This window comes from Leptospira licerasiae serovar Varillal str. VAR 010, assembly GCF_000244755.1.
GTDB classification, from domain to species: Bacteria; Spirochaetota; Leptospiria; order Leptospirales; family Leptospiraceae; genus Leptospira_B; species Leptospira_B licerasiae.
Window position 1 is genome coordinate 197,802 of the sequence record NZ_AHOO02000013.1, and the last position, 13,956, is coordinate 211,757.

Consider the following 13,956-nt stretch of genomic DNA (forward strand, 5'->3'; position numbering starts at 1 on the left):
TATAGGAGATAAGTATCAATGGCGAAAAATGCCGCAGAAGTGATCGCTTTCGCAAAAGCGAACAAGGTTCTTTTCTACGATTTCCGTTTTACGGACATTAAAGGAGCTTGGCACCACGTTTCTTACCACGTAGATTCCGTAGACGAAACTACTCTTAAAGGACTTCCTTTCGACGGTTCTTCCATCCCTGCTTGGCAGCCGATCCACAAATCGGACATGCAGTTGATCCCTGACGCGAGTTCCATCTTTTTGGATCCGTTCACTGCAGATCCTACTCTTGTAGTATTCTGTGATGTATGGGACATTTATAAGAACCAAGCTTACGAAAAATGCCCTCGTTCCATCGCTAAAAATGCGGTGAAATACCTGAAAGATTCCGGGATCGGTGACACCGTATATTTCGGACCGGAGAACGAATTCTTCCTTTTCGACGGCTTAAAAGTAAGAGACGCGATCAATATTCAGTATTATGAATTAGATTCTTCCGAAGGTATTTGGAACTCTCACACCGATATGCCTGGTTCCATCAATACTGGACACCGTCCCGGAACCAAAGGTGGTTACTTCCCGGTAGCTCCTGTGGATTCTCAAGTAGATCTTCGTGCAGATATCGTTAAGACACTTCACAAGATTGGAATGGAAACTTTCGTGGTTCACCACGAGGTTGCTCAGGCTCAAGGAGAGATCGGAGTTAAATTCGGAACTCTTATTGAAGCAGCAGATAACGTTCAAAAACTGAAATATGTTGTTAAGAACGTTGCCCATAAATGGGGAAAAACCGCAACCTTCATGCCTAAACCTCTTTACGGAGACAACGGTAACGGTATGCACTGCCACCAATCCATTTGGAAAGACGGCAAAAACCTATTTGCAGGAAACGGATACCAAGGTTTGAGCGAGCTTGCTCTAAACTATACCGGTGGTGTATTGAAGCACGGAAAGACCGTAGCTGCTTTCACTAACGCATCCACTAACTCTTATAAGAGACTTCTTCCAGGATTCGAAGCTCCTGCGATCTTAGCTTACTCCGCTCAGAACCGTTCCGCTTGTGCGAGAATTCCGTTCGTAAGCGGCGAAAAAGCGAAACGTGTTGAGTTCCGCTTCCCAGATTCTTCCGCGAACCCTTATCTTGCATTTGCTGCATTGCTTATGGCAGGAATCGACGGTATCCAGAATAAGATCGATCCGGGACCACCTCGGGAAGAAGACTTATTCGAACTTTCTCTGGATGAGATCCGCGAGAAGGGAATCCAACAAATGCCACACACTCTTAGAGAAGCGGTTGAGCATATGTTGGCTGGTAAAGAAATTTTCAAAAAAGGAAACGTATTTACAGAAGAGTTCATCCAAACCTACAAAGCTTACAAATTCGAAACCGAAATTTGGCCTTGGGAAGGACGTCCTCACCCATTCGAGTTCCTTACTACTTATTCTTGCTAATCGTAAGATACAGTATGGATTTAAAAACCCCGAGAATTTCTCGGGGTTTTTTTATGGGATCTGATCTAAGTTCGGTTTATCCGCTTCCGGATATTTTGCAAGATACGCGCCCACAGTTTCTCTTTTTTTAGTCAGCCTTTCTCTATGATCTGAGATGATCTGCCCAAAGTCCAGTTTGCCAGTGATAATCTCGTATCTTTCCGTTTCCATGGTACCTAGATCCAGATCGTAATCGATCTCGGAAGCCTGGTCCGCGTATTTTCTGGAAGCTTCCCAGTAAGGAATAGCTTCTTTGTAGAATGAGTCCGCCACCTCGAAGGACTGTTTTAGTTCGTGAGCGAAATCTAAATTATAAAAATATAAATGCCTTTTATCGAATTGAGAAGCGATCCTCATATACGATCTCATGATCTGCAGGTTCATATGCATGAAGATCAGAAGTCTATATTTATGATATTCCTCTTCATTCGTTACCCGGCAAAGAGCATTCCTCGGATGGCGGAACCTTTTTTGTAATCCTGCTTTTAAGAAGAATATATTCCTTCTGAGTTCGTTCTCTTTATAATGAAGTTTAAGCCCATACATCTCATAATAGTCTTCTAAAAACTTAGGTTCCCATTTATGTAGTTTATAAGGAACCCAGTCGGAAAACTTGGTATATACGCCATTTTTTTCGTATTCGTAATTATAATCCAGGTCCGGTTCCGTGCTGATGGAAACAGGAATAGGATTCAATTTTTGTAATGTAGGAGAGAGCACCAGAAAGACTAGTATGATAGCTCTGGCTATATATTTTGTCTTTCGAAACATTCTATCTTATTCTATCGGTCTTTCCGTGTAATCCTGGATGGAAAAGAAGTTTCGGAAAATTCTACTTTAGCAGAGGGGATGCCGATCTGTCAGGCTAAATAGGGTGTTTTTATTTAAAAAAGCGACCTTGGGTCGAAAAATCTAAGAAAATATCAAATAAATTGTTTACAAAATCTGTTAAACTCTAATTTATATCCGCTATATTGGATTTTAATCCAAAATAAGGGACTCCCCATATGTTAAAAAATACAATTATGAGCCGACCGAGTCGGAACAAAAAATATACATTCTTACCAGTCCGACTCCTTCTCTCTTTCGGATTTCTGGGCTTGGGATCCCTTTGGGCCCAAGGTGTTGAGCCGCCTAAACAAGAAACGGTTACTCAGGCGGAGAATACACAAGTCAAACAACCTGCGCCTACAGAAGAGAAAGTTTCCGCTCCTTCTCCCCAAGCTCCTGCTACAAATGCGGATGCTAAGGACAAAGATAAGGAGAAGGATAAAGAAAAAGTTCCTGCCGCTCCGTACAAAAGTCCTTGGAAAGGTAAATTAGATGGGGAATTACTCGGCACTTTACTCTTAACTCCGGAACACCAAGATACGGTTAGAAAAAATCCCAATCTTTGGATCACAGACAACCTTCGTTTCGGTATACAGATCCGTCCTAGATTCGAAAATTTTAATAACCAAGATTTTGATAAATCTACAAGCGACTCTAAAAACTACGTTACTCAAAACAGCCAGTTCTGGACTCTTTTGGATATCAACGAATCCTTTGCGGTAAAATTGACCATCCAAGATACTCGTCTGTATGGACAGTACAAAGACCCGAGCGGGACTGGATACGGTCCTACTTCTTTTACGAACTCTATCGGGACTGCATATGCTCCCGGAAGTACGATCCCGGTAAAAAATAATACGGATATCCGAGAAGCTTATATGATCTGGAAGGATTTTCTTCCTTATACAAAATTGTATTTAGGTCGTCAGGTTTTCTCTTATGGAGATTCCAGGATCATTGGTGCTCGTAATGATAGCCAGATCGGTAACTCTTTCGACGGGGTAAGAGTTGCATTCGATACCAAAACTTGGTCAACTCATGCAGGTTATACTGTTCTTGCAGAAGAAAGTAACGGTCCGAACGGATTCGTAACTGCTAACAGCCAGAAGGTCGGTGGAGCAAAGGCGCTTAACGATACTTATCTCGCATTCTTATACAATACTTGGAAACCATCCGAAGAATTAGTGGTGGATCTATATGAGATCGGCGTTATCAAAAAATACAATACTACTACCGCAACGGGCGCTCTTGTGGATCCGAATGAAAGAACGAACGGTAGAGATAATCTTTTCACTACGGGTATTCGTTTAAGTAACAGAACTGCTTCGGGCAGAAGTCTTCCTGCAGGAAAATCTTGGGACTGGGGAGTTGAATATGCCGCCCAGACAGGAAGTACCGGACAGACGATCGACGCTTCTTGGGATACTCTGAATACTACCATTGGAAGTGGGACGAACAAACATGCTGCCTACAAGGAAACAGTCCAGCATGATGCTTCCTTTTTCTTGGCGCAAACAGGTTACAATTATAAAGGTTTCCGTGTGGGAGTTCAATTCGCGAGAGCTTCCGGTGATCCAAATAGAACCGACGGAAAATCCGCAACTTGGGACCCATTGTTTGCTACAAGATCGGGTGGATTCCCTTATTTCGATTCTGGGAACGGTATTGCAAACGCTGCCTTTTGGGCAAACGTAAGGACTTCTTCCGTCCATATCCAATATTATGATGATACTTGGGGTAGATTCATTTTCGCAGTTTACGATATTCGAAAAGATAAAGTCCAAGACGCTTGGTACGACGGTAACAGGAACGCAGTTACAGGATCGACTGGATACGATTCGAACGGAGATTTCCTCGCGAACAAGACTGTTACAGGAAGTACGGAAAACTATGCTAACAATCCTTTCCTGAAAAATTGGCAACCTGGACACAGACTTTTGTTGGAATATGATCTGATTTATATCAAGAAGATCAATGATTACTTCTCGATTTGGGTGGGAGCGACCGTTCTTTACGCGGGAGATGCGATCAAAAACCAAAAACAATTCAATCTGGATAGAAATAGCACCTATTTCTCGCTTACTCTTCAGTTTGCCATTTGAGATAATCTCCAGGCCCAGGCCCGGTCTTTTTTTAGAAAAGGATCGGGCTTTTTCTCTACTTTCCCCCTTTCCGCGTCGTCCAAACATGTACGGACCAAATCTAGGAGTGTCACCGATCCGGGAATTCAGGATTGACCATACTTTTAGAAATCGCAACTTGGTTTCGAAGTTATGGAGCCGATAATGAATCTTAGGAGAAAGAGAAATCCTATTTGGGTCTAATCGTCCATCTCATGAAGAAAATTCGGATCCTTCTCTCCTCAATGTTTGGCCTAAGAGCCGCACTTCTAATATTCTTCTTTTTTTTAACTGGCTCGTTACAAGCCGAATCCCAGGTAGTCTCCGAGTCTTGGATTTCTTCTCTCAATAGATGGTTGGAGACCGGGATTTCCGGTCCAGAATTTGGATTTAACTCTGCGATCTTTTTAGTTTTGGGAGGGCTTTGTGCAAGCCTTCTTCCCTGCGTTTATCCTTTGTATCCGATCACTGTAGGAATTATCCAGGCAAGAGGAGAGACTGCCGCGAACAAAATGTTCCATCCTCTGGTGTATTACGCCGGGTTGGCATCGATGTATTTTTGTTTCGGACTCGTGGCGGGAATTTCAGGTGGTGCGTTCAATACAGTTCTTAGGTATCCGGGAACCAATTTATTTTTAGCCGTAATTATCTTCTTATTGGGACTTGCTTCATTAGGGATTTTGCATCTACCGATTTTTCCCGTAAAAGAATGGAAAGGTTGCCAAGGTTGGAAAGGGACTTTCCTTTTGGGAATGGGAGCAGGTTTCCTTTCTTCTCCTTGCGTCGGGCCGATTGTAGTCGCGATTTTGATCCAAGTGACAGCCGGAGTCCAAAGTATCAGTGCTTATTCCCTGGCGGTTTCCGCTTTCAAGATGGCGTTGTTCGGACTTGGTTTAGGATTGCCGTTTTTATTTTTAGGAGTGTTCGGACTTTCTCTTCCTCGTGGTGGAAGATGGACCAGATGGATACAGATCGTTTTAGGATTTGTGGTCTTTTACTTTGCCTGGTCTTATTACAATAAAGCAATGCAGTTATGGTCCATTCCATTTGAACTGAGTTTTGGCATCTTAGCTGCCGCTCTCGCGGTTTTGATCACTGCTTATTTTTACCAACCGACATCTCTTCTTCGCACGGAAAGAATGAAGAGAGCATTACTTCTTACCGGATTGATTTGTTCTAGTGCGATCCTGATTCGGCTTGCGGGTTGGGGAACTGCTCCCGGCGGGATCAAGAAGGACGTAGTAGAAGAGCATGGAAATCTTGAATGGCATAGAATTTCCGACACTGCATTCGAGACTGCTCGAACTGAAGATCGTTTAGTATTCGCGGATTTTTATGCGGATTGGTGTTCTAACTGCAAAGCTTTCGAAGATCTGACCTTATCCGATACGAATTTAAACCAAGCGCTGGGTAAAACGGTCCTCCTTAAGATCAGAGACGACGATAAGGATTTTCTAATATATGAGAATGATCCAAGATTTCCCGAACTTAAGATAGGTCTTCCATTCTTCGTGATCTTCTCTCCTGACGGAAAGGTTCTTTTTAAAACTACGAATTATTTGAATACTGCGGATATGATCCGAACGATCCGAGGAGAGAATATCCACGCCTCAGGGGAGTGAGGCACGGTAAGAGTCGCAGGGTTTTTTATCCCACGCAGAGGCGCAAAGCCGGCGAGTTTTTATCACGCGAAGGATTCTTGGTTATAACCTTGTAGGAACTCCTACAAGGTTATATAGCTGAGCACCAAAGACTGTGTTGGAACTCCAACAAACCTATCTTGTTAACTCTCTGCGTCTTTGCGACTCTGCGTGAAAAAATGCGCCCCTTATAACTCTGTGTCTCTCAAGCTGGGACCGGTTCCTTCTCCCAGAGTTTCCATTTTACTAAGAAGTATATTCCGACCAATATGATCGCAATGGATACGTATTGGGATTGAGAGAATCCATGCCAGTAGTAGCCGTTCAAGAAGGTGGTTGTTTCTCCGCTAGCCCCGGGAATATTTGATTGTACCGGAGGTTCGAAGAAAGGGATCACTGCCTTGTTTACTCTCAAGAACTCTATTCCTAATCTTGCAAGTCCGTGCAATACTAGATACTGAGCTCCCAAACTAAATCTTTTGAAGTTCTGGAATCTTGCCCATTTCTGAAAGTAAATGAAGAATAGAAATGATATAGCGGATTCCATGACCGGAGTATTCCACACAGGAACTCCACTTGGGACTGCGCTCGTCGGCCAATAAGTGAATGTTAAAAGCGGAATGTCCGCATGAGTTGCAAATCCGTAACAACCGTCTCCTGAAACAAAACATCCTAATCTACCGATTGCATAACCCAATGCCATACTTGGAACTGCCGCATCCAAATAAGATTTCACGTCCAATTTGTTTTGGATCATATATAAGCTGATGAATAAGATCCCAAAAAGGAATCCTCCGTAAAATACCAAACCGCTTCCGGAGAATAAACTGGACCAAAGTCCTGGGCGACCAGGAAATCCATCTAAGTGGGTGAGTGGGTAAAGATATTTTCCGTCAAAACCCGGTGTATCTACGAATATTTGGTCCCAGATTTCAAAGATAAAAAATACCTTAGCGCCTACGAACGTTCCGAAAACCCCTAAGATCAAAAGCCAATCCGCATGGGATGGATCTAAATGTTTTCTTTCTAATTCCTTAGGTAAAAAATAAGAAGCCGCCAAAAAGGCGATCACTACTAAAATACTGAATGTGGAAATTCCTTCCCAACCGCTGCTGATGTATTTCTGGACGAATGGTACTAGTCCGGGAATATCTATGACTTTATACATGGTTCCTTCTGTTGGATCTTTTTTCCCTAATATTCGTTCCCCGAATCGGGAAAGTTTCGGGGAGATTAAAATTTATTCCATATTTACGAATTCTGCCGGGTCCATAGGAGGATCGTAACCTATATGGACCTCATAATGTACGTGAGGTCCTGTTGCTTTTCCTGTGGAGCCTACATTGCCTATATGTTGGCCTCTGGTAACAACCTGTCCTTTTTCTACTAAGACTACAGAGCAGTGACCATAGACCGTATAAAATCCATTCAGATGATTTATACGGATACTTTTTCCAAGTCCCCCCGCAGATTGTCCATTATCTTCTATCACACCCGGAGCTGTCGCGTATATTGGAGTTCCTTCACCCGCGGCAAAGTCGATACCGGAATGAAATTCTCCCATCTCTACTAGACCGAATGGGTCCACCCTTCCTCCAAAAGTGGAAGTAACAAATCCTACTCCAGGTTTCAAAGGTCTTCCTCTTGGCATCGCGTATAGAATGGACTCTCTTTCTTCCAAGTAATCGAATGCGTTTTGGAAGGCATGTTTGATCTTATATAATTCTATATTTCTTTCCGCGAAACCTTCGACAGTGTCGGAGTATAGATCCATGTTAGTCGATGATTCGGGAACATTCTTCTTTAAACTGAATTCGGGTACATAATCGAAGGTAAGAATCCTTTTCCAAGGAACTTCTTCCCACGCGACTAAGTTTAATTGTTCCGTCTTCTTTTCTAATCCGGAAATTTCTTTCTTAGCGTCTTTGAGAAGAGAGTTATAATAAAGAAATAGGCCCACATTATTGTCAGTTTCCCGGATCAACTCCCGATTCGGTACAAAAAAGAAGTTCATGTAGACCACGAATGCGCTCGCGAGTAGAAAAAGTAGGACCGAAAGCGCTCCTAAGAACGCCGCCATAAAAACGCTCAGCTCAACATTCAGAACTGCTTCGTGATCGTGAGGCACGAGTAAGAAAGAAATTTTGCGAGACCCTTTTTCTTTGATTTTTAGCCAGGAAGAACGAAAGCGAAGATATTTGATCTTCAGCCTTTCTGCGGCTCTGGGGCGGTCTTCGAACTTTGCCTCATTGTTCATAGATTTTTACTTGCAGGTAGGGGTCCGACGGGGATTATAGGACTTAACTATCCCATCATATGAAATTTCTGTCCAATCTCTTCAAGAAAAAAATAGGATCCGTCGACGACATTCTTATTTATCCGGAGGGACGGAGGTTTTATCGGGATTCGCATCCGGTTCGCAAGACTATGATCGACGAGGATGCGGTAAAGATCATCCATCGTCTCCACAAATTCGGATACAAAGCCTATATTGTGGGCGGAGGTGTACGAGATCTTCTTTTAGGGCGCAAGCCTAAAGATTTCGACGTAGTTACCAACGCGACTCCGAATCAAATTAAGAAAATCTTTAATAACTGTCGGATCATCGGTCGCAGATTTAAGATCGTTCATATTCTCTTCAAGGGAAAGGTGATCGAGGTCAGCACTTTTCGTTCTCTTCCGGAACATCGCTTTGGAAAACCTGTAGAAGATCAGGATTATCTGATCAAACGGGACAACAAATTCGGAACTCCGCAAGAAGATGCCGCCAGAAGAGACTTCACAATCAACGCGTTATACTATGATATCCGCAACGATTCCATCGTGGATTATGTGGGCGGATACGAGGACATCCAAGGCAGACAACTCCGAGTGATCGGCAATCCGGATATTTCTTTCAGGGAAGATCCTGTCAGAATGTTGCGTGCAGTAAAGTTTGCAGTTTTACTAGGTCTCAAGATAGACAAAGGAACTTCCAGGTCCATTAAGAAGAATGTCCACGAGTTGGAAAAAGCTTCTTCTTCCCGTATGTTGGAAGAATATAATAAAATTTTCCGCACCTGGAGAACTTCTCTTATTTTCCAAGGGATGGCTCAAAATTCTCTTTTAGAAGTTCTGTTTAAAGAAGCTTTCGAAAGAGAACGCCGTAAAAATCCGGATTTTGGGGACAAGTTTCTGGAGACTAGAGTCGGAAAACGTTTGGCGATTGCGGACAAACTTCTTTCTGAAAGAGAGGAACTTACTCCTCAGATTTTTTATGCACTTTTATTTTCCGATCTTGCAGAAGAATCCTTAACTAAGAAGAGTGGGGGGCACTTGGTTGCTTCCTTAAAACAAGCTTTAGAGCCTATTTTCCAGAGATTAGGAACTCCTAAAAAAGATAAGGAAAGACTGATCAAGGTATTTGCTTCTCAAGAAAGATTCACTCATATTGAGGACGACAAGGCCTCTCAGAATAACTTTTTCCGTAAGAAAGACTTCTTCTATGATGCATTTTACGTCTTTAAGATCAATGCGATTGCGGACAATAATGATAAAGCTCTGCAGTCTGCATTCTTCTGGGAAATCTCTCTTCGCAAAAGACCCGTTCTACCGAACAGTATCGGTGGCGTAGGAAGAAAGGAAGGCGGACAGGGGCAGGGCGGACGCCCGAATCGAAACCGTAAAGAAAAAGACGGTGGTCGATTTAAAGATCGTAACAGAAAAGGCGGACGTCAAAACGGAGAAAGCTCAAAACAGCAATCCGAATCGAGTTCCGAAGAATCTGACTTTTCCGAATCGGAAGATTAGTAACTATTCAAAGGATTGGATCACGAACTGAAGGTTTGTTTTGCCTCTGAAAGTGTTCTCTTCTAAACAACCCCAAAGATCTAACTCACCTTTTTCTCTTAATACTCGGGAGAATTCTTCCGCCTTATTCCATATGATTGCTTGGATGGATTCGGAAGAAGATAAAATTTTGAATCTTGCATGTTTACCGTTGGATAAAGGACGGTAAGATAGTATCCTTGCACCTTTCACGGAAAGTAGCGGAGTCGGATTTTCCATTCCGAACGGTTCGAATAATCCAAGCTCAGTGTATAAATTTTCTCTTAACTCTTGGGGACGCAGACTCACCAAACTTCTGGTCTCTTCTTGTAGGCCCGAAACTTTTTCCGATTCCAACCAACTTCCTGCTTCTTGGAAAAGAATTTCTGCAAGCCTAGGAATCTGATCTATAGAAAGAGAAAATCCTCCTGCTTCTTTGTGGCCGCCGAATTGATGAAAAATATTCTCCGCTTTTTTGAGAAGGTTTAGAACATTCTCTCGTCCGTATGCTCTAACACTTCCTTTAGCATGTCCATGGTCGGGCGCTATGAATACGACGGGCCTTTTGTATTGTTCCACTAATTTTGTGGCAACGATCCCGGAAACGCCAGGTTCGAAATCAGGTTCGTAGCAGAAAAGGATCGGTCTTTCCGTTCTTTCCCTTTTTCTTTTTAGGAAACCTTCTACCCGGAATAAATTTCTTTTAGTTCTTTCTCTTCTTTCTTCGTTTAGTTTGAGAAGGTCGGTTGCGAGTGTTTCCGCTTCCTTATCCGAGTTGGAAAGAAGAAGTCCGAGCGCTGCTTCCGTCTTTTGCATTCTACCTGCGGCGTTTAATGCAGGACCTATGCTCCAGCCTAAATCTCTGGAGAGCACCTTTTTTTTATCTAGGTCTAATTGGGATAAAAGTTTTTCCAAACCGGGACGATGTGAAAATTCTCCCGTTTTGATCTTTTGAAGTGTGGAACAACCTTCTTTTACGATGATCCTATTTTCTCCTACAAGAGGCATCATGTCTGTGATCGTGCCGATGGAAGCAAGGTCCAGATTTTTCAGGACCTGTTCCCATACCGCAGGAGAAGAATGGATTTGAGAATAGAAAACTTCTCTTTCTGGATACTGGGTTTTGGAGGTTCTAGGCCAATCTACAAAATTCCCGGAAAAACGTTTTTCGGCCTCGGATCTATCTCCTTGAAAAAGTTTGATCCCATTTTTTACGAGGGCGCCGCTGAAGAACGTTTCTCCATCTCTGATCCAAACTAATGAATTATAATGTTCTAATGTAGTGTAAAGCCAAGCGGTGATCAGCTTCCATGAAATAACGGAAGTGCAGATCTTTTCCGTCGGATAAAGAGAATCTCCTCTTTTGGGAGAGATCAATTTACAAGAAGAAGGTATCCTTTCCGGGATCTCATGGTGGTCCAATACCACTACTTGTATCCCTTCTTTGTTTAATTCCTCTATTTCTTGACTGTTACTTGTTCCGAAGTCCAGGGTAACTAGTATGTCCGGCCTCACTTCCCTTACATATTTCATTGCAGGTTCGCATAGTCCGTAATCTTCTTCGCTAGAAGTTTTTACGTTAAGTTTTCCTGGATGTATTCCTTTTAAAAAATTGGCAAGTAAGCTTGTGGAACAGACTCCGTCGCTGTCCCTATCTCCGTAGAGCAAGATGGATCTGTTTTCTTTAACAGCCGATTGAAGAATGCGGATAGATTCATCCATGTCCGGTAATAAAAACGGAGAAGGAAGATCCGAAATATTTTGGGAAAGTATTTTAGAAGGATCGGAAACCCCTCCGAATTTTGTCTCGAACACATGGGACTGGAGGGGAGTTAGGCCTTGGATGGAAGAATTTGGTAGAGTATGAAAATCCGGTCCATGTTGGGGCATAATTACATGATGCAATTCCCGCTGAATTTTGCTCCTGATTCGATTTCAAGATCCGGGGTGCGAACGTCTCCTACTAACTTTCCTGTCTTGCGGACGGAAACTTTGGAGGCAGCGCTGATATTCCCTTTTAGGTCTCCCTCGATTTCCAGGGTTCCGGTTTCGATATCGGCCTCGACTCTTCCGGTTTCTCCTACGATTAAAGAGCCTGTGGTCTCAATTGTGCCTTTAAATTGGCCCTTGATCTTCAGTGCGTTGTTGAAACGTAGTTTGCCTCGGAATTGGATGTCTTCCCCGATAATCGTGTCTATGGATTCTTCGCTCATGAGTCTCCATTCTCGGACCCCGATCGGACCTTTCAAATGTTTTTCCCGACATAAGAAGATTTTTTCTCCAGCGGAGCCCCAAAGACGCAGGGAGGGATTGGCTTGTCGGCGATCAGTATTTCGTTATTTGTCTTTTGGAGTTTCCAAAATTCAGATTCAGAAACATTAGAATTCCAATAGGATGACCGATTGATCATACGCAGGAACTCCTGCGCAACAACCCACTTCCAAACAAACTAACCGACTTCTCTGCGACTTCTCTGCGACTTCGCGCCTCTGCGTGAAAATAGCTAGAACGCAGCGACCAGAATCGTTTCGATCTCGTTTTTAGGAAGTTCTCTAGGGAGAGAATCCAAGAAAGGAAAAGAAGAAGCAAGACTTGCGATCCCAGGTAAATCTATTTTACGAACCTCGTATTCGGAAAGCCTTTGAGGGATCTTGAGTTCTATATAAATTTTCCGAATACCTTCTACCGCTTTGATTGCTGCCTCGATCACTGAAATATTAGTGATATCCTCGTCCAAAGCTTTTGCGATCATCACATATTTACCTGCGGAGGAGGTCAGGTTATATTCCATCACATGGGGAAGAAGAATGGACATCGCCTGGAAAACGTCCAGATTCGTAAGGTTAGATGCGGCCAATGAAAGTGCATAACAAAGTCCTAATGAACTAGAAGAATGCGACATTCCAACAAGTAAACTCGCGCCGAAGATCGCGTTTTTATACTGCAAGTTTTTCGGGTCTCTAATCGCTGGCACCAGGTTTTTATAAATGATCTCAATCGCACGAAGTGCGGACGAGTTAGTAAGTTCGTTTGAGTATTTGGAAAGAATACTATCTACCGCAGCGGCTAAAATTCCCACCCCAACTTTTGCAACGTCCGCAGAAGTCATGAAGCTGCTGATCTTGGCGTCTGCGATCACCATCTCTGGAAAAAGGAACTCGTTCGCAAAATAACGAACAGTCCTATCGTCGTCCATATATACCGTTGCGGTAGGTGAACATTCCAGTCCCATCACAGGATGAGTAGGAATTAGAATGAGTGGGATCGGTCTTTTAAGCCTAAGATTTTTTTTAAGGATAAAAACGTCTTCTGCAAACGCATCGTTATTGGCGAGAAGTGCGACTAATTTTGCAGTGTTCAGACTTTCGTAAGAGCCGTAACCTATAATACAGTTAGCGTTGGAGATCCTAGCGAAGTAGGCGGCAGTATCCAGTTCTTTTAATGTAGGTTCCTTCTCTATATTGTCGTAAAGAATAACGCCGTCTATATGTTTCTCTAAAGAAGTTTTGATGATGGAGAACTCGTCCATATTCTCCAACTCGCTTTGAGTGGAAAGAATGACTGCACGATTGCCGATGTTCTTGATGAAGTTACCCATTTTAAAGCCGCAATCGACTTCAAAATGGATTTTGGTGGGAAAACTAAAATTGATCCAGTCGGGGAGTATCGGCATTGTGTGTCGTTCTCCCTTTTAATTGAGAGGAAGTATGTAAAATCCGGAATCCAAGGGAAACAATTCCGGATTTAATTATTGGTTAACGGCCTAAAAAAGATTCTGCGATACGATCAGCTACTGCGTTTAAGATCTCAGGGCTGAGATTATCATAATCTCCGTTCTTAAGTTTTTCCTTCACTTCTTTAAGCTTAGTAGAACGCTCTGAATCAACAGGACTTGCTACGATCTTTTGAGCGATCGTTTGCACTTCCGCTTGGATACGAGCTTCCGAAGCTTTTTGTTTAGCAGTGTCGGAAATGGAAATATTGTCGAATGATTCCTTAGATTCTGATTTGCGAACAGGAGTCGACTTACGTGGCTCGTAAGATCCTCCGCCAATGCCGCCTATTTTATCGATAGTCAT

At 43.0% G+C, this 13,956-nt stretch carries 11 protein-coding genes; 4 read left to right on the forward strand and 7 right to left on the reverse strand.

Going from position 1 to position 13,956, the window contains the following annotated elements; all coding sequences use genetic code 11:
- Positions 1-18 precede the first annotated feature (18 nt).
- Positions 19-1,440: a type I glutamate--ammonia ligase gene (gene glnA / locus LEP1GSC185_RS16805; protein ID WP_008593017.1), complete on the forward strand. Its 1,422-nt coding sequence runs from the start codon at positions 19-21 to the stop codon at positions 1,438-1,440.
- A gap of 51 nt (positions 1,441-1,491) precedes the next feature.
- Here the strand turns inward: glnA and LEP1GSC185_RS16810 are convergent, their stop codons facing one another.
- The gene (locus LEP1GSC185_RS16810; RefSeq protein ID WP_008592494.1) at positions 1,492-2,250 is read right to left on the reverse strand and encodes a hypothetical protein; all 759 of its coding nucleotides are present in this window, start codon (positions 2,248-2,250) and stop codon (positions 1,492-1,494) included.
- 236 nt (positions 2,251-2,486) lie between these two features.
- On the opposite strand from LEP1GSC185_RS16810, the gene LEP1GSC185_RS16815 reads away from it, so the two are divergent.
- Positions 2,487-4,412, forward strand: coding sequence for an alginate export family protein (locus tag LEP1GSC185_RS16815; protein WP_008592547.1), 1,926 nt, complete (start codon positions 2,487-2,489; stop codon positions 4,410-4,412).
- A 233-nt stretch (positions 4,413-4,645) separates the two neighbouring features.
- A complete protein-coding gene (locus LEP1GSC185_RS16820) occupies positions 4,646-6,052 on the forward strand; it encodes a cytochrome c biogenesis protein CcdA (protein ID WP_008597269.1) in 1,407 nt (468 codons plus the stop codon).
- Between the two features lie 223 nt (positions 6,053-6,275).
- Here LEP1GSC185_RS16820 and LEP1GSC185_RS16825 read toward each other — a convergent pair whose 3' ends face one another.
- Positions 6,276-7,238 carry a prolipoprotein diacylglyceryl transferase gene (locus LEP1GSC185_RS16825; RefSeq protein WP_008592786.1) on the reverse strand — a complete coding sequence of 321 codons (963 nt, stop codon included), beginning with the start codon at positions 7,236-7,238 and terminating at the stop codon, positions 6,276-6,278.
- A gap of 72 nt (positions 7,239-7,310) precedes the next feature.
- Positions 7,311-8,327 carry a M23 family metallopeptidase gene (locus LEP1GSC185_RS16830; RefSeq protein ID WP_008592954.1) on the reverse strand — a complete coding sequence of 339 codons (1,017 nt, stop codon included), beginning with the start codon at positions 8,325-8,327 and terminating at the stop codon, positions 7,311-7,313.
- A gap of 59 nt (positions 8,328-8,386) precedes the next feature.
- Here LEP1GSC185_RS16830 and pcnB point away from each other — a divergent pair, with 59 nt between their 5' ends.
- The gene (gene pcnB / locus LEP1GSC185_RS16835) at positions 8,387-9,859 is read left to right on the forward strand and encodes a polynucleotide adenylyltransferase PcnB (RefSeq protein ID WP_010515394.1); all 1,473 of its coding nucleotides are present in this window, start codon (positions 8,387-8,389) and stop codon (positions 9,857-9,859) included.
- Between the two features lie 3 nt (positions 9,860-9,862).
- Here the strand turns inward: pcnB and recJ are convergent, their stop codons facing one another.
- From recJ to LEP1GSC185_RS16855, 4 genes are all read right to left on the reverse strand, one after another.
- Positions 9,863-11,767, reverse strand: a complete 1,905-nt coding sequence (gene recJ, locus LEP1GSC185_RS16840) for a single-stranded-DNA-specific exonuclease RecJ (protein ID WP_008592614.1) — start codon at positions 11,765-11,767, stop codon at positions 9,863-9,865.
- A gap of 2 nt (positions 11,768-11,769) precedes the next feature.
- Positions 11,770-12,090 carry a bactofilin family protein gene (locus LEP1GSC185_RS16845; RefSeq protein ID WP_010515397.1) on the reverse strand — a complete coding sequence of 107 codons (321 nt, stop codon included), beginning with the start codon at positions 12,088-12,090 and terminating at the stop codon, positions 11,770-11,772.
- Between the two features lie 290 nt (positions 12,091-12,380).
- Entirely contained in the window at positions 12,381-13,550 is a 1,170-nt protein-coding gene (locus LEP1GSC185_RS16850; protein WP_008592525.1) for an iron-containing alcohol dehydrogenase, read from the reverse strand.
- An 82-nt stretch (positions 13,551-13,632) separates the two neighbouring features.
- Entirely contained in the window at positions 13,633-13,956 is a 324-nt protein-coding gene (locus tag LEP1GSC185_RS16855) for a flagellar biosynthesis anti-sigma factor FlgM (RefSeq protein ID WP_008592868.1), read from the reverse strand.